Below are 14,861 nucleotides of genomic sequence, written 5' to 3' on the forward strand. Positions count from 1 at the left end.
CACCATGGAGCACTGGAAACGCACGATCGAACGGGCCAATCGCTGCTTTATGGCAGGCGAGTTGGTCGACGCTCGCGAGGCCTATCTGCAAGCCCTGGCCTTGGCGCAAGTGTTGTTCGAACGCTGGGCGGATGCCGACGAAGCAGTGGCGGCCTGCGTCATTTCCCACCACAACCTGGCAGACCTGCACTTGCGCCTGAACCAGCCCGAAGAGAGCGCGGAATACCTCTGCGCCATTCACCAACGCTTGTTGCAGGCCATGCAGGACCCACGCTTGACCCCGCAATTGCGTGAAGCAGCCTTACGGCAGAGCAGCAAGACCTACGTCGAGCTGCTCAATTTCATCAGCGATCACGGCGAGTACCCGCGTACCCATCGTTTGCTGGGCGGCACGGCGACGCACGTGAATGCGTCGACCCGCAACAGTCCTTATTACGGAGCTCACTGATATGTCCTATACCTTGCCTGCCCTGCCTTACGCCTACGATGCCCTGGAACCGCATATCGATGCGCAAACCATGGAAATCCACTACACCAAGCACCATCAAACCTACATCAACAACCTCAACGCTGCCGTCGAGGGCACCGAGTTCGCGGGCTGGCCGATTGAGAAACTGGTCGCCAGCGTGCAGCAGTTGCCGGAAAAACTCCGCGCCGCGGTGATCAACCAGGGCGGCGGCCACGCCAACCACTCGTTGTTCTGGGCGGTCATGTCGCCCAAGGGTGGCGGCAAGCCTGATGGCGCGCTGGGCAAGGCCATCGACGAGCAACTGGGTGGTTTCGACAGTTTCAAAGAGGCATTCACCAAGGCCGCGCTGACCCGCTTCGGCAGCGGTTGGGCCTGGCTGAGCGTGACGCCGCAGAAAACCCTGGTGGTTGAAAGCAGCGGCAACCAGGACAGCCCGCTGATGAACGGCAACACGCCGATCCTCGGCCTTGACGTCTGGGAGCATGCCTACTATCTGCTTTATCAGAACCGGCGCCCGGAATACATCAATGCCTTCTACAGTGTTGTTAACTGGCCGGAAGTTGCTGCGCGCTATCAGGCCGCAGTGGCCTGATATCTATCCTGAAACAAGACCTAAGGCCGACTATGGGCACTGGAATACTGGCGATCAGCAGCGTGCGAATGTTTCGCTACGCGTTGGGCTCGTTGCTGCTTTTGGCAGGTACTGCATTGCTGGTGGCTCACGGGCTGGACTGGCTGAACCTGGAACCGCGCATTCTGCGTGCCCTGCAGGGCGGCGCCATCTGTGCGCTGGGCACCGCGCTCGGTGCGGTGCCGGTGTTGGTCATTCGCCGCATGCCGGTGGCACTGAGCGACACCCTGCTGGGTTTTGGCGCCGGGGTGATGTTGGCGGCGACAGCGTTTTCGCTGGTCGTGCCGGGCATTGCTGCTGCTGAAACCCTGGGGCTTTCGCCTTGGGGGGCCAGCGGCCTGATCAGCGTTGGCATCATGATGGGGGCGTTCGGGTTGTACCTGGTGGACCGCAAGGTTTCCGGCGCCACTCCGGAAATGCTCGTGGGTACCCCGGAGCGTCCGGTGATCCCGCCGCGCATCTGGCTCTTCGTGTTTGCCATCATCGCCCACAACATACCGGAAGGCATGGCGGTGGGGGTTTCGGCAGGCGGCGGCATGCCGGAGGCCGACAGCCTGGCCATGGGCATTGCGCTGCAGGATGTGCCTGAAGGTCTTGTGATTGCGCTGGTACTGGCCGGGGCAGGGATGTCGCGGGTCAAGGCGTTCCTGATCGGTGCTGCTTCAGGCCTGGTGGAGCCGGTATTCGCCGTGCTCTGCGCCTGGCTGGTGAGCCTGGCCGAAGTGCTGCTGCCGCTCGGCCTGGCGCTGGCCGCAGGGGCGATGTTGCTGGTGGTGACTCATGAGGTCATTCCCGAATCGCGGCGCAATGGTCACGAAAAACTCGCCAGCCTGGGCCTGTGTATCGGTTTCTGCCTGATGATGGTGATGGACACCGCCCTGGGCTAAAGCATGCCGATTCTAGGAGCGATTATTCGCCTTCGTCGAAGAAGTTATTGATCAGCGCGACCAGGGCGTCCATGGCTTCCTGCTCTTGCTCGCCCTCGGTCTTCAGATGGATTTTGGTGCCCTTGCCGGCGGCCAGCATCATCATGGCCATGATGCTTTTGCCATCCACCATCGACTCTGGGGTGCGTCCGGCGCGGATCTGGCAGGGAAACTGACCGGCAACGCCGACAAACTTCGCGGAAGCCCGGGCGTGCAAGCCCAGCTTGTTGATGATTTCAATTTCCAGAGCGGGCATCGCGGGGGTGATCCTTTCAGCTAAGGTCGCGGTGGCGGACCTGGACGTTCTTGAGGGTTTGTTGCAATACCTGGCCCAGGCGTTCGGTCAGGTAGACGGAGCGGTGGTGGCCACCCGTGCAGCCAATGGCAATGGTGACATAGGCCCGGTTGCTTGCGGCAAAACGCGGTAGCCACTTGAGCAAGTAGCTCGAGATGTCCTGAAACATCTCTTCCACATCTGGTTGTGCGGCCAGGTAATCGGCCACAGGCTGGTCCAGTCCTGACTGTTCGCGCAGCTCCGGCTTCCAGTAGGGGTTGGGCAGGCAGCGCACGTCGAAGACGAGGTCGGCGTCCACCGGCATGCCGCGCTTGAACCCGAACGACTCGACGAGAAATGCCGTGCCAGGCTCCGGCTGGTTCAGCAGGCGCAGCTTGATGGCGTCGCGCAGTTGATACAGGTTGAGGCTGGTGGTGTTGATCTTGAGGTCGGCGAGGTCAATGATCGGGCCCAGCAGCTTGGTTTCATCCTCGATGGCTTCGGCCAGGGAGCGATGCGAGCTGCTGAGGGGGTGACGTCGGCGGGTTTCGGAAAAGCGCTTGAGCAAGGTTTCTTCGTCGGCGTCCAGGTACAGCACATCGCAATGAATGTGCTTGGCGCGGACTTCTTCCAGCAGCAACGGGAAACGCTCGAGGTGGCTCGGCAGGTTGCGGGCATCGATCGACACCGCCACCAAAGGCTGGGCCAGTTCAGTGTGGATCAACGCGCGTTCGGCCAATTCCGGCAGCAGGCCGGCCGGCAGGTTGTCGATGCAATAGAAACCGTTGTCCTCGAGGACATTGAGGGCCGTACTTTTACCCGAACCGGAGCGGCCGCTGACGATGATCAAACGCATGATTACTGCCCGTTCTGTTCGTCCAGGACAACCTGATACAGCGCCTCATTGCTGCTGGCACTGCGTAGTTTGTCGCGGACTTCCTTGCGGTCGAGCATGCTGGCGATCTGTCGCAGCAGTTCCAGGTGCGCATCGGTAGCGGCTTGCGGGACCAGCAGAACAAACAGCAGGTCGACCGGAGCACCGTCGATGGCGTCGAAATCGATGGGGGCGTCAAGGTGCAACAGGGCACTGACGGGGGTTTCGCAACTTTTGAGACGGCAGTGGGGAATCGCGATGCCGTTGCCAAAACCGGTAGAACCGAGTTTTTCACGGGCAATCAGAGCCTCGTACACATCTTGCATCTCCAGGCCAGTCACTTCGCGACTGATCAGGTTGGCAATCTGTTCAAGGGCTTTCTTTTTACTGCCGCCCGGCGCGTTCACGAGGGAACGGCCGGGGGTCAGGATGGTTTCAAGTCGAATCATGGGTGGGGAGTGTTAGCGGCCAGTGCCCTGGAGGAGGCTCTGCTGCTTTTCCTTATGCTTTTTGAGTTGGCGGTCGAGCTTGTCGGTCAAGGCATCGATCGATGCATACATGTCTTCATGCTCGGCGTTGGCGACTACTTCGCCACCGGGAATCTGTAGGGTCGCTTCGATTTTCTGCTGAAGTTTATCGACCTTCATGATCACCTGCACATTGGTGATCTTGTCAAAATGACCCTCAAGCCGTTTCAGCTTCTGCTCGACGTATTCGCGCAGGGGAGGGGTGACTTCCACATGGTGTCCACTGATGTTGACTTGCATACAGCTTCTCCTTCGTTGCCAGTGCATAAAGCGGCAGGCCGGGGTGCCTGCCACTGGAACGCTGTGGCCCGCCCGTCACATCAAACGCTTACGCTCGCTGGAAGGCGCGATCCCAAGGGATTCGCGGTACTTGGCGACGGTTCGACGGGCGACCTGAATGCCTTGTGCCTCCAGTAAACCAGCGATCTTGCTGTCACTCAACGGCTTTTTCTGATTTTCCGCGGCAACCAGTTTTTTGATGATCGCGCGGATCGCCGTGGACGAGCATTCGCCGCCTTCGGAGGTGCTGACGTGGCTGGAGAAAAAGTATTTCAGCTCATATATGCCCCGTGGGGTATGCATGAATTTCTGCGTGGTCACCCGTGAAATGGTCGACTCGTGCATGCCAACCGCCTCGGCGATGTCGTGCAGCACCAGCGGTTTCATCGCCTCGTCACCGTATTCCAGGAAGCCGCGCTGATGCTCGACGATCTGGGTGGCGACTTTCATCAGCGTTTCGTTGCGGCTTTGCAGGCTCTTGATGAACCAGCGGGCTTCCTGCAACTGATTGCGCATGAAAGTGTTGTCGGCGCTGGTATCGGCGCGGCGAACAAAACCGGCGTACTGCGGGTTGACCCGCAGGCGTGGCACCGACTCTTGGTTCAGCTCGACCAGCCAGCGCTCGTTGTCCTTGCGCACGATCACGTCGGGAACCACGTACTCGGCTTCACTGGACTCGATCTGCGATCCCGGGCGCGGGTTGAGGCTCTGCACCAGTTCGATGACCTGGCGCAGGTCATCTTCCTTGAGCTTCATGCGGCGCATCAGCTGGCTGTAGTCGCGGCTGCCCAGCAGGTCGATGTAGTCGGTGACCAGGCGCTGGGCTTCGGCGAGCCATGGTGTCTTGGCGGGCAACTGGCGCAGTTGCAGCAACAGACATTCGCTGAGGTTGCGTGCACCGATGCCGGCGGGTTCGAACTGTTGGATGCGGTGCAGGACGGCTTCGATCTCGTCCAGCTCGATGTCCAGTTCCGGGTCGAAGGCCTCGAGGATTTCCTCGAGGGTTTCGTCCAGGTAGCCCTGGTTATTGATGCAGTCGATCAGGGTCACAGCGATCAGGCGATCGGTGTCCGACATCGGCGCAAGGTTCAGTTGCCACAGCAGATGGCTCTGCAGGCTCTCGCCGGCGGAGGTGCGGGTGGTGAAGTCCCACTCGTCATCGTCATTGCTGGGCAGGCTGCTGGCGCTGGTCTGGTAGACGTCTTCCCAGGCGGTGTCCACGGGAAGTTCGTTGGGGATGCGTTCGTTCCAATCGCCTTCCTCCAGGTTGTCGACCGTCGGGGCGGTTTCCTGGTAGGAGGGTTCCTGCACGTCGGAATTGGGTTTTTGCTCGATGTTGTCGGCCAGCGGGTCTGCATTATCGAAGTCGTCGCCTTCTTCCTGGCGTTCGAGCATCGGATTGGACTCCAGGGCCTCCTGGATTTCCTGTTGCAGGTCCAGGGTCGACAATTGGAGCAGGCGGATGGCCTGTTGCAGCTGCGGTGTCATCGTCAGCTGCTGGCCCATTCTCAGGACTAGCGATGGTTTCATGGCAGGGGCTTAACACCTTATTCGCCGGCGCAATGCGCCATCCACGACAGGGCGCGCGAGCGCCAAACATAAGCAAATTATATGCCTGATGTCGGGGGGTTTGCCTAGAGCGCGGTAACAATAAAAAGCCGGAGGTTTTTTATTGACTCCTGCGCCCCATGGCAAACGGCCGTGACACCACGGTGTTTACAGGCGGAACTCGTGACCTAGGTACACTTCCTTGACCAGTTCGTTGGCCAGGATGGTTTCGGAGTCGCCTTCGGCAATCAACTGGCCATCGTTGACGATATAGGCGGTTTCGCAGATATCGAGGGTCTCGCGCACGTTGTGGTCGGTGATCAACACACCGATACCCTTGGCCTTGAGGTGATGGATGATCTGCTTGATGTCGCCGACCGAGATCGGGTCGACGCCGGCAAACGGTTCGTCCAGCAGGATGAACTTGGGTGCAGTGGCCAGCGCCCGGGCGATTTCCACACGGCGGCGTTCACCACCGGACAGGCTCATGCCGAGGTTGTCGCGGATATGGTTGATGTGGAATTCCTGCAGCAGGCTTTCCAGCTCCTTGCGACGGCCATCCCGGTCGAGCTCCTTGCGGGTCTCGAGGATTGCCATGATGTTGTCGGCCACCGACAGTTTGCGGAAGATCGACGCTTCCTGCGGGAGATAGCCGATACCGGCGCGCGCGCGACCGTGCATGGGCTGGTGGCTCACGTCCAGGTCGTCGATCAATACGCGACCCTGGTCCGCCTGGACCAGGCCGACGATCATGTAGAAGCAGGTGGTCTTGCCGGCGCCGTTGGGGCCGAGCAAGCCGACGATCTGGCCGCTGTCGATCGACAGGCTGACGTCGCGCACGACCTGACGGCTTTTATAGGCCTTGGCCAGATGCTGGGCTTTCAGGGTTGCCATTACTCGGCCTTCTTCTTCGGCTGGATGACCATGTCGATGCGTGGGCGCGATTCGGTAACCTTGCTGCCGTTGGCTCGACCGGCGCTGGCCAGTTTCTTCACGGTGTCATAGACGATTTTCTCGCCCTGGGTGGTGTTGTTGTCCTTGTCGACAACCTTGGCCTTGTCGATCAGTACGACGCGGTTTTGCGCGGCGTGGTATTGAATCGTCACGCCCCAGCCCTGGACGGGCTTGGTATCGCCAGCGGTCTGCAGTTGCTCGAAGTAGGCGAGGTTGCCCACTGAGGTCACTACGTCGATGTCGCCGGTCTGGGTGCGGGTGATCGTCACGGTGTTGCCGGTGACCTTCATCGAACCCTGGGTGATGATCACATCGCCCTTGTAGGTGGCAACGCCGTTCTTGTCGTCCAGTTGGGCATCGTCGGCCTGAATGCGGATAGGCTGCTCTTGATCGTTCGGCAGAGCCCAGGCGCTCACGCTTCCCAGTGCTGCGCTCAGACTGAGCAAAATCGGGAGAGTTTTAACGAGCCTCATACTGTCCTCTTACGTTCGATAGCAGGTGTATCCTGCTGTCTTTCAAATACGCTTTCATTCCCTTGCCAGTCGATACACCGCCAGCGCCGTCGATTCTAACGTCTTGCTCGGTCTGCGCATATTGCTTCTGCGGGAATACGGTCATGCGACTGGTGGTAATCACCGTGTTGCGGTTCTTGTCGTCAACTCGCGCAACGCGCACCGAGTCGATCAGTTCCACCTCGGTGCCGTCCGGGTTCACTTCACCGCGCTTGCTGGTGACGTGCCACGGAAATTCGGTGCCGCGGTAGATGTTCATGTCCGGGTTGGTCAGCAAGGTAATTTCGCTGGCCTTCACGTGCTCGACCTTGTCCGACATCATCTCGTACTGCAGCTTGCCATCGGGCAGGAACTGCACGCTCTTGGCATTGATGGCGTAATAGTCGATAGCCCCCTCGTCGACCTGCGCGGCCGGTTGGTCGAGGAAGCGCTCCGGGCTGATATTCCAGTAGCCCACCGCCAGGAACAGCGCGGCGATGACCCCGAATAGCAGGAAGTTGCGAATCTTTTTGCTCAGCATAAAACGCTCTATAGGTAGGCGGCGTGGGCCGCTTCAAGGCTACCCTGGGCACGCAGGATCAGCTCGCAGAACTCGCGGGCGGCACCTTCGCCGCCACGGGCGGTGGTGATGCCGTGGGCGTGTTCGCGTACAAAGGCGGCCGCATTGGCGACTGCCATGCCCAGGCCCACCCGGCGGATCACCGGCAGGTCGGGCAAGTCATCGCCCAGGTAGGCAACCTGCTCATAGCTTAGATTGAGTTGGCCAAGAAGCTCGTCCAGGACCACCAGTTTATCCTCGCGGCCCTGATACAGGTGAGGAATCCCCAAATTTTGTGCGCGGCGTTCCACAACGGGCGTTTTTCTGCCGCTGATGATCGCCGTTTGCACGCCCGACGCCATCAGCATCTTGATGCCCTGGCCGTCGAGGGTATTGAAGGTCTTGAACTCACTGCCGTCTTCAAGGAAGTACAGGCGGCCATCCGTCAGCACGCCGTCAACGTCAAAAATCGCCAATTTGATGTGCTTGCCACGTTGCAGCAGGTCGCTGGTCATTTACATCACTCCCGCACGCAACAGGTCGTGCATGTTCAGGGCGCCGATCGGGTGGTCGTCTTTATCGACCACTACCAGTGCGCCAATCTTGTGGTCTTCCATGATTTTCAAGGCTTCGGCGGCCAGCATGTCGGGACGCGCGGTCTTGCCGTGAGGTGTCATCACTGCGTCGATGGTGGCGGTGTGGATGTCGATGGTGCGGTCCAGGGTGCGGCGCAAGTCGCCGTCAGTGAAAACCCCGGCCAGTTTGCCGTCGGCTTCCAGGATGACCGTCATGCCCAGGCCCTTGCGGGTCATTTCCATCAGTGCGTCCTTCAGAAGGGTACCGCGCGCGACGTGGGGCAATTCCTCGCCCGAGTGCATCACGTTGTCCACTTTCAGCAGCAAGCGACGGCCCAGGGCGCCGCCTGGGTGCGAGAACGCGAAATCTTCAGCGGTAAAGCCGCGGGCGTCCAGCAGCGCCACGGCCAGCGCGTCACCCATGACCAGCGCAGCGGTGGTGGAGGAGGTCGGTGCCAGGTTCAGCGGGCAGGCTTCGTGGGCCACATGCACGTTCAGGTTGACTTCGGCGGCCTTGGCCAGCGTCGATTCAGGGTTGCCGGTCAGGCTGATCATCTTGATGCCCAGGCGCTTGATCAGCGGCAGCAGGGTGACGATCTCGTTGGTCGTGCCGGAGTTGGACAATGCCAGGATGATGTCATCCTTGGTGATCATGCCCATGTCGCCGTGGCTGGCTTCGGCCGGGTGCACGAAAAACGCCGTGGTTCCGGTGCTGGCCAGGGTGGCGGCGATCTTGTTGCCGATATGGCCTGACTTGCCCATGCCGACCACGACAACGCGGCCCTTGCTGGCCAGAATCATCTCGCAGGCGCGCACGAAATCCGCGTCGATATGGGCCAGCAAGCTTTCTACGGCTTCGAGCTCGAGGCGGATGGTGCGTTGTGCGGATTGGATAAGGTCGCTGGATTGGCTCATGTCTGAAATCGTATAGCCTGACGAAAAGTCGCCGATTATAGCGGTAATGATCAATTCCCTCACGCAAGTTCGTCAGGAGTTATTCGGCAGGGGGGTGAGAATCATGAGCTGCAACCCTATTTCCCTGTACTCAATCTGAACAAGCACGGTTCCGGCCTTGGGCGCCCTGTACCAGCAGTGATATAGTTCGCCGCCAGTTCGGTCCGCTCAACCCATGTGGACAACTATTGCACAAGCTTTGCAAACGTTTGTCGCAAGCGTGGTGTCTGAGTGAGAGGCTGCATCCCAAGGAGATTAGATGAGTGCCGATAACGCCTACGCGGTCGAGCTGAAGGGACTGACCTTCAAGCGCGGGACGCGCAGCATCTTCAATAACGTCGATATTCGCATTCCCCGCGGCAAGGTCACGGGCATCATGGGGCCTTCCGGTTGCGGCAAGACCACCCTGTTGCGCCTGATGGGCATGCAATTGCGCCCCTCCGCCGGTGAAGTGTGGGTCAACGGCCAGAACCTGCCGACATTGTCGCGCAGCGATCTGTTCGATGCCCGCAAGCACATGGGCGTACTGTTCCAGAGCGGCGCGCTGTTCACCGACCTCGACGTCTTCGAAAACGTAGCGTTCCCGCTGCGGGTGCATACCCAGCTGTCTGACGAAATGATTCGTGACATTGTGTTGCTGAAACTGCAGGCCGTCGGCCTTCGCGGTGCCATCGACCTGATGCCCGATGAGCTGTCTGGCGGCATGAAGCGTCGTGTCGCCTTGGCGCGCGCCATTGCGCTGGACCCGCAGATTCTCATGTACGACGAACCCTTCGTCGGCCAGGACCCCATCGCCATGGGCGTGCTGGTCCGTCTGATCCGCCTGCTCAACGATGCACTGGGTATCACCAGCATCGTGGTGTCCCATGATCTTGCAGAAACCGCGAGCATTGCCGATTACCTCTACGTAGTGGGGGACGGCCAGGTACTGGGGCAGGGCACGCCTGAAGAACTGATGAACGCTGATAACCCGCGCATTCGCCAATTCATGACCGGCGATCCCGACGGCCCGGTGCCTTTTCACTTTCCGGCAGCGGATTACCGCGCAGATCTCCTGGGGAAGCGCTGATGCGCAAGACATCTTTAATCGAGAAGGTCCGCCTTTTCGGTCGCTCGGGCATCGACATTGTCGAGGTGCTGGGCCGTTCGACGATTTTCCTCTTCCACGCCCTGCTTGGGCGCGGTGGCATTGGCGGCGGCTTTGGCCTGCTGGTCAAGCAACTGCATTCGGTGGGCGTGATGTCCCTGGTGATCATCGTGGTCTCCGGGGTGTTCATTGGCATGGTGCTGGCCTTGCAGGGCTTCAATATCCTCTCCAGCTACGGCTCGGAACAGGCGGTGGGGCAGATGGTTGCCCTGACACTGCTGCGTGAGCTGGGGCCGGTGGTGACAGCGCTGCTGTTCGCCGGGCGAGCGGGTTCGGCATTGACTGCCGAAATCGGCAACATGAAGTCCACCGAGCAGTTGTCCAGCCTGGAAATGATCGGCGTGGACCCGCTCAAGTATATTGTTGCCCCGCGCCTGTGGGCTGGCTTCATATCCCTTCCGCTGCTGGCGATGATCTTCAGCGTGGTGGGCATCTGGGGCGGCTCGTGGGTCGCGGTTGACTGGCTGGGGGTCTACGACGGCTCCTACTGGGCCAACATGCAGAACAGCGTGACCTTCAGTGGCGACGTGCTCAACGGCATCATAAAAAGCATCGTCTTCGCCTTTGTAGTGACCTGGATCGCCGTATTCCAAGGCTACGACTGTGAGCCCACTTCAGAAGGGATCAGTCGTGCCACCACCAAGACCGTTGTGTACGCCTCGCTGGCGGTACTGGGCCTTGACTTCATTTTGACCGCCTTGATGTTTGGAGATTTCTGATGCAAAACCGCACTGTGGAAATCGGTGTCGGCCTTTTCTTGCTGGCTGGCATCCTGGCTTTACTGTTGCTGGCCCTGCGGGTCAGCGGCCTGTCGGCCAGCCCCACCGCCGATACCTATAAACTTTATGCGTATTTCGACAATATCGCCGGTTTGACTGTCAGAGCTAAAGTGACCATGGCCGGTGTGACCATCGGCAAGGTCACGGCAATCGATCTGGATCGCGACAGCTTCACCGGTCGAGTGACGATGCAACTGGACAAGAAGGTCGATAACCTTCCGACCGACTCCACGGCATCTATCCTCACGGCGGGTCTGCTGGGCGAGAAATACATCGGTGTCAGCGTGGGTGGGGAGACAGCCCTGCTCAAGGATGGCTCGACAATCCACGACACACAGTCGTCGCTGGTACTTGAGGACCTGATCGGTAAATTCCTGCTTAATACGGTCAATAAAGACGCCAAATGAGGAATCTGCACATGATCTCTACCTTGCGACGTGGCCTCCTGGTATTGCTTGCAGCGCTGCCAATGATGGCCAACGCAGCAGGTTCTGCCCACGAGCTGGTGCAGGACACCACCAACAAGATGTTGGCTGACCTGAGTGCGAACAAAGAGCAGTACAAACAGGATCCGAGCGCTTTCTATCGTTCGTTGAACGAGATTGTCGGCCCGGTGGTCGATGCCGAAGGCATTTCCCGCAGCATCATGACCGTCAAGTATTCGCGCAAGGCCACGCCTGAGCAGATGCAGCGCTTCCAGGAAAACTTCAAGCGCGGCCTGTTCCAGTTCTATGGCAACGCGTTGCTCGAGTACAACAACCAGGGCATTACCGTGGCGCCTGCCGGCGATGAGTCGGGCGATCGCACCAGCGTCAACATGAGCGTCAAGGGCAACAATGGCGCCGTGTACCCGGTGCAGTACACCCTGGAGAAGATCAACGGCGAGTGGAAACTGCGCAACGTGATCATCAACGGCATCAATATCGGCAAGCTGTTCCGTGACCAGTTCGCCGACGCGATGCAGCGCAATGGCAACGACCTGGACAAGACCATCGATGGCTGGGCCGGCGAAGTCGCCAAAGCCAAGGAAGAGACCGATAAAGCTGCCGGGAAGCCCGCGCAATGACCGAGTCGGCTGTTCGTCTGGGCAACGCCGGCGAGCTGCTTATCAGCGGTGTGCTGGACTATCGCACCGGGCCTGACCTGCGCAAGCAGGGCCAGGCACTGATCAATACCAGCACGGCGCCTGCAGTGGTGCTGGATTGCTCCGCGGTGACCAAGTCCAGCAGCGTCGGTTTGTCGTTGTTGCTGTGCTTCATGCGTGATGCCCAGGCGGCGAACAAGCCCGTCAGCATCCGTGCGTTGCCTGAAGACATGCGCGAAATTGCCGAAGTTTCCGGTCTGACCGAGCTGTTGACCCATCCTTAATACACATTAATGGAGAAGCCCCCCGTCAGAGTCCTGCTATGCGGGGTTCGCAGGCGCGGGGCTTTTTTGTATGATGTGCGACCCGTGCGCACTGGGCGCCGATAGAGGTTGAGCATGCAGGCCCTAGAAGTTAAGAGCTTCCTTGAAGGAAAGCTGCCAGATACTGAAGTTGCAGTTGAAGGCGAAGGCTGCAATTTCCAGCTGAACGTGATTAGCGATGAACTGGCGGCATTAAGCCCGGTCAAGCGCCAACAGCAGATCTATGCCCATTTGAACCCGTGGATCACCGATGGCAGCATCCATGCGGTCACTATGAAATTTTTCAGCCGCGCGGCCTGGGCCGAGCGCACCTGAGCCCCCAAGGCGTCGAGATTCTTATGGATAAATTGATTATTACCGGTGGTGCCCGCCTTGATGGCGAGATCCGCATCTCCGGCGCGAAAAACTCCGCCTTGCCGATCCTGGCAGCGACCCTGCTGTGCGATGGCCCGGTTACCGTGGCCAACCTGCCGCACCTGCACGACATCACCACCATGATCGAGCTGTTCGGTCGCATGGGTATCGAGCCGGTGATCGACGAAAAACTGGCCGTCGAAATCGACCCACGCACCATCAAGACCCTGGTCGCGCCTTACGAACTGGTGAAAACCATGCGTGCGTCGATCCTGGTGCTGGGCCCGATGGTTGCCCGTTTCGGCGAAGCCGAAGTGGCGCTGCCTGGCGGTTGCGCCATTGGCTCTCGTCCGGTGGACCTGCACATCCGTGGCCTGGAAGCCATGGGCGCAGTGATTGACGTCGAAGGCGGCTACATCAAGGCCAAGGCGCCGGAAGGCGGCCTGCGTGGCGCGAACTTCTTCTTCGACACCGTCAGCGTGACCGGTACCGAGAACATCATGATGGCCGCTGCCCTGGCCAAAGGCCGCAGCGTACTGCAGAACGCCGCGCGCGAGCCGGAAGTGGTCGACCTGGCCAACTTCCTGAACGCCATGGGCGCCAAGGTAGCCGGTGCCGGCACCGACACCATCACCATTGACGGTGTCGAGCGACTGCACACTGCGACCTACAAGGTCATGCCAGACCGCATCGAGACCGGCACCTACCTGGTTGCAGCTGCCGTTACCGGTGGCCGCGTCAAGGTCAAGGACACCGATCCGACCATCCTCGAAGCGGTCCTGGAAAAGCTGCGCGAAGCCGGTGCCGAAATCACCACCGGCGAAGACTGGATCGAGCTGAACATGCACGGCAAGCGTCCTAAAGCCGTCAACGTGCGTACCGCCCCGTACCCGGCGTTCCCGACCGACATGCAGGCGCAGTTCATTTCCCTGAACGCGATTGCCGAAGGCACCGGCGCTGTGATCGAGACCATCTTCGAAAACCGCTTCATGCACGTGTATGAACTGCACCGCATGGGCGCCAAGATCCAGGTCGAAGGCAACACCGCCATCGTGACCGGCACCGAGAAGCTCAAGGGCGCGCCAGTGATGGCTACCGACCTGCGTGCCTCTGCCAGCCTGGTAATCTCGGCGCTGATCGCCGAAGGCGACACCCTGATCGACCGCATCTACCACATAGACCGTGGTTACGAGTGCATCGAAGAAAAACTGCAGATGCTCGGCGCGAAAATCCGCCGCGTACCGGGCTAGTCTCCGGGGCTGTAAGGGCGGTGAGAGAGTAAGTTCTCCCACCGCTGGGTTTGTTTCAAATCGAGGCTGTCATGGCCTCGATCTGTGTCCGGCGCCGTTTGCGACCGGACCGCAATAGCCTGATGAAGGACTGACGTTTCCCATGTTGACCATCGCACTGTCCAAGGGCCGCATCCTTGACGACACTTTGCCGCTTCTGGCTGAAGCGGGCATCGTGCCGACCGAGAATCCGGACAAGAGCCGCAAGCTGATCATCCCCACGACCCAGGACGACGTTCGCCTGTTGATCGTGCGGGCTACCGACGTGCCGACCTATGTGGAACATGGCGCAGCCGACCTGGGTGTCGCGGGTAAAGACGTGCTGATGGAATACGGTGGCCAGGGCCTGTACGAGCCTTTGGACCTGCGTATCGCTCTGTGCAAGCTAATGACCGCCGGCCGTGTCGGTGATGTCGAGCCCAAAGGCCGCCTGCGCGTGGCAACCAAGTTCGTCAATGTCGCCAAGCGTTACTACGCCGAGCAAGGCCGTCAGGTCGACATCATCAAGCTCTACGGCTCGATGGAGCTGGCGCCGCTGATCGGCCTCGCCGACAAGATCATCGACGTGGTCGACACCGGCAACACCCTGCGTGCCAACGGTCTGGAGCCCCAGGATTTCATCGCTGACATCAGCTCCCGCCTGATCGTCAACAAAGCATCGATGAAGATGCAGCACGCCCGTATCCAGGCGTTGATCGACACCCTGCGCACGGCAGTGGAGTCGCGACACCGCGGTTGACCTACCCGCGTAGCCGGAAGGCTGCGCCCGTCTATCCGCCTCATAGCCAGAATTCTCAGGTGCCCAAGCGGAAACGACTGCTAGT

21 protein-coding genes are annotated in these 14,861 nt (G+C 60.0%); 11 read left to right on the plus strand and 10 right to left on the minus strand.

From position 1 onward, the window contains the following. Positions 1-4 precede the first annotated feature (4 nt). From CQ041_RS00470 to CQ041_RS00480, 3 genes are read left to right on the plus strand one after another with little or no spacing between them, the layout of a single operon-like run. Positions 5-448, plus strand: a complete 444-nt coding sequence (locus CQ041_RS00470) for a hypothetical protein (protein WP_105520885.1) — start codon at positions 5-7, stop codon at positions 446-448. A 1-nt stretch (position 449) separates the two neighbouring features. Beyond that, complete coding sequence (locus tag CQ041_RS00475; RefSeq protein WP_105520884.1) at positions 450-1,061, plus strand: superoxide dismutase; 612 nt, start codon at positions 450-452, stop codon at positions 1,059-1,061. 32 nt (positions 1,062-1,093) lie between these two features. Continuing rightward, the gene (locus tag CQ041_RS00480) at positions 1,094-1,987 is read left to right on the plus strand and encodes a ZIP family metal transporter (protein WP_105520883.1); all 894 of its coding nucleotides are present in this window, start codon (positions 1,094-1,096) and stop codon (positions 1,985-1,987) included. 22 nt (positions 1,988-2,009) lie between these two features. Here the strand turns inward: CQ041_RS00480 and CQ041_RS00485 are convergent, their stop codons facing one another. The 10 genes from CQ041_RS00485 to CQ041_RS00530 all read right to left on the minus strand — a co-directional run bounded on the left by CQ041_RS00485 (position 2,010) and on the right by CQ041_RS00530 (position 9,022). Further along, positions 2,010-2,282, minus strand: coding sequence for an HPr family phosphocarrier protein (locus tag CQ041_RS00485; protein ID WP_003216108.1), 273 nt, complete (start codon positions 2,280-2,282; stop codon positions 2,010-2,012). Between the two features lie 16 nt (positions 2,283-2,298). Continuing rightward, positions 2,299-3,156, minus strand: coding sequence for an RNase adapter RapZ (rapZ, locus tag CQ041_RS00490; protein ID WP_105520882.1), 858 nt, complete (start codon positions 3,154-3,156; stop codon positions 2,299-2,301). A 2-nt stretch (positions 3,157-3,158) separates the two neighbouring features. Continuing rightward, positions 3,159-3,623 (minus strand): PTS IIA-like nitrogen regulatory protein PtsN, encoded by a 465-nt coding sequence (gene ptsN, locus CQ041_RS00495; protein WP_105520881.1) that lies wholly within the window; start codon positions 3,621-3,623, stop codon positions 3,159-3,161. A 12-nt stretch (positions 3,624-3,635) separates the two neighbouring features. Then, positions 3,636-3,941 (minus strand): ribosome hibernation-promoting factor, HPF/YfiA family, encoded by a 306-nt coding sequence (gene hpf / locus CQ041_RS00500; protein ID WP_017138237.1) that lies wholly within the window; start codon positions 3,939-3,941, stop codon positions 3,636-3,638. 75 nt (positions 3,942-4,016) lie between these two features. Then, on the minus strand, positions 4,017-5,510 hold the full coding sequence (locus CQ041_RS00505; RefSeq protein WP_027604811.1) for an RNA polymerase factor sigma-54: 1,494 nt from the start codon (positions 5,508-5,510) through the stop codon (positions 4,017-4,019). A 186-nt stretch (positions 5,511-5,696) separates the two neighbouring features. Beyond that, complete coding sequence (lptB, locus tag CQ041_RS00510; RefSeq protein WP_105520880.1) at positions 5,697-6,422, minus strand: LPS export ABC transporter ATP-binding protein; 726 nt, start codon at positions 6,420-6,422, stop codon at positions 5,697-5,699. Beyond that, positions 6,422-6,955 carry a lipopolysaccharide transport periplasmic protein LptA gene (gene lptA / locus CQ041_RS00515; RefSeq protein WP_105520879.1) on the minus strand — a complete coding sequence of 178 codons (534 nt, stop codon included), beginning with the start codon at positions 6,953-6,955 and terminating at the stop codon, positions 6,422-6,424. Before lptA ends, lptB begins: the two co-directional genes overlap by 1 nt. After that, a complete protein-coding gene (gene lptC, locus CQ041_RS00520) occupies positions 6,942-7,514 on the minus strand; it encodes an LPS export ABC transporter periplasmic protein LptC (RefSeq protein WP_105520878.1) in 573 nt (190 codons plus the stop codon). The genes lptA and lptC overlap by 14 nt, the downstream gene beginning before the upstream one ends. 8 nt (positions 7,515-7,522) lie before the next feature. Next, a complete protein-coding gene (locus CQ041_RS00525; RefSeq protein WP_034102204.1) occupies positions 7,523-8,047 on the minus strand; it encodes an HAD family hydrolase in 525 nt (174 codons plus the stop codon). Further along, on the minus strand, positions 8,048-9,022 hold the full coding sequence (locus CQ041_RS00530; protein WP_105520877.1) for a KpsF/GutQ family sugar-phosphate isomerase: 975 nt from the start codon (positions 9,020-9,022) through the stop codon (positions 8,048-8,050). It lies immediately after the preceding gene. 298 nt (positions 9,023-9,320) lie between these two features. Here CQ041_RS00530 and CQ041_RS00535 point away from each other — a divergent pair, with 298 nt between their 5' ends. The 8 genes from CQ041_RS00535 to hisG all read left to right on the plus strand — a co-directional run bounded on the left by CQ041_RS00535 (position 9,321) and on the right by hisG (position 14,776). Beyond that, positions 9,321-10,130 (plus strand): ATP-binding cassette domain-containing protein, encoded by an 810-nt coding sequence (locus CQ041_RS00535; RefSeq protein WP_105520876.1) that lies wholly within the window; start codon positions 9,321-9,323, stop codon positions 10,128-10,130. Next, complete coding sequence (gene mlaE, locus CQ041_RS00540) at positions 10,130-10,927, plus strand: lipid asymmetry maintenance ABC transporter permease subunit MlaE (RefSeq protein WP_028618862.1); 798 nt, start codon at positions 10,130-10,132, stop codon at positions 10,925-10,927. The genes CQ041_RS00535 and mlaE overlap by 1 nt, the downstream gene beginning before the upstream one ends. Then, positions 10,927-11,394, plus strand: coding sequence for an outer membrane lipid asymmetry maintenance protein MlaD (gene mlaD, locus CQ041_RS00545; protein WP_003171814.1), 468 nt, complete (start codon positions 10,927-10,929; stop codon positions 11,392-11,394). Before mlaE ends, mlaD begins: the two co-directional genes overlap by 1 nt. An 11-nt stretch (positions 11,395-11,405) precedes the next feature. After that, a complete protein-coding gene (locus CQ041_RS00550; RefSeq protein WP_105520875.1) occupies positions 11,406-12,053 on the plus strand; it encodes a phospholipid-binding protein MlaC in 648 nt (215 codons plus the stop codon). Then, positions 12,050-12,355, plus strand: coding sequence for a lipid asymmetry maintenance protein MlaB (locus tag CQ041_RS00555; RefSeq protein WP_105520874.1), 306 nt, complete (start codon positions 12,050-12,052; stop codon positions 12,353-12,355). Before CQ041_RS00550 ends, CQ041_RS00555 begins: the two co-directional genes overlap by 4 nt. 114 nt (positions 12,356-12,469) lie before the next feature. After that, entirely contained in the window at positions 12,470-12,709 is a 240-nt protein-coding gene (locus CQ041_RS00560) for a BolA family protein (RefSeq protein ID WP_105520873.1), read from the plus strand. 23 nt (positions 12,710-12,732) lie between these two features. Next, entirely contained in the window at positions 12,733-13,998 is a 1,266-nt protein-coding gene (gene murA, locus CQ041_RS00565; RefSeq protein WP_105520872.1) for a UDP-N-acetylglucosamine 1-carboxyvinyltransferase, read from the plus strand. Between the two features lie 142 nt (positions 13,999-14,140). Further along, positions 14,141-14,776, plus strand: a complete 636-nt coding sequence (gene hisG, locus CQ041_RS00570; protein ID WP_003171824.1) for an ATP phosphoribosyltransferase — start codon at positions 14,141-14,143, stop codon at positions 14,774-14,776. Positions 14,777-14,861: the final 85 nt, after the last annotated feature.

Origin of the sequence: Pseudomonas sp. MYb60 (assembly GCF_002979555.1) — a bacterium.
GTDB lineage: Bacteria > Pseudomonadota > Gammaproteobacteria > Pseudomonadales > Pseudomonadaceae > Aquipseudomonas.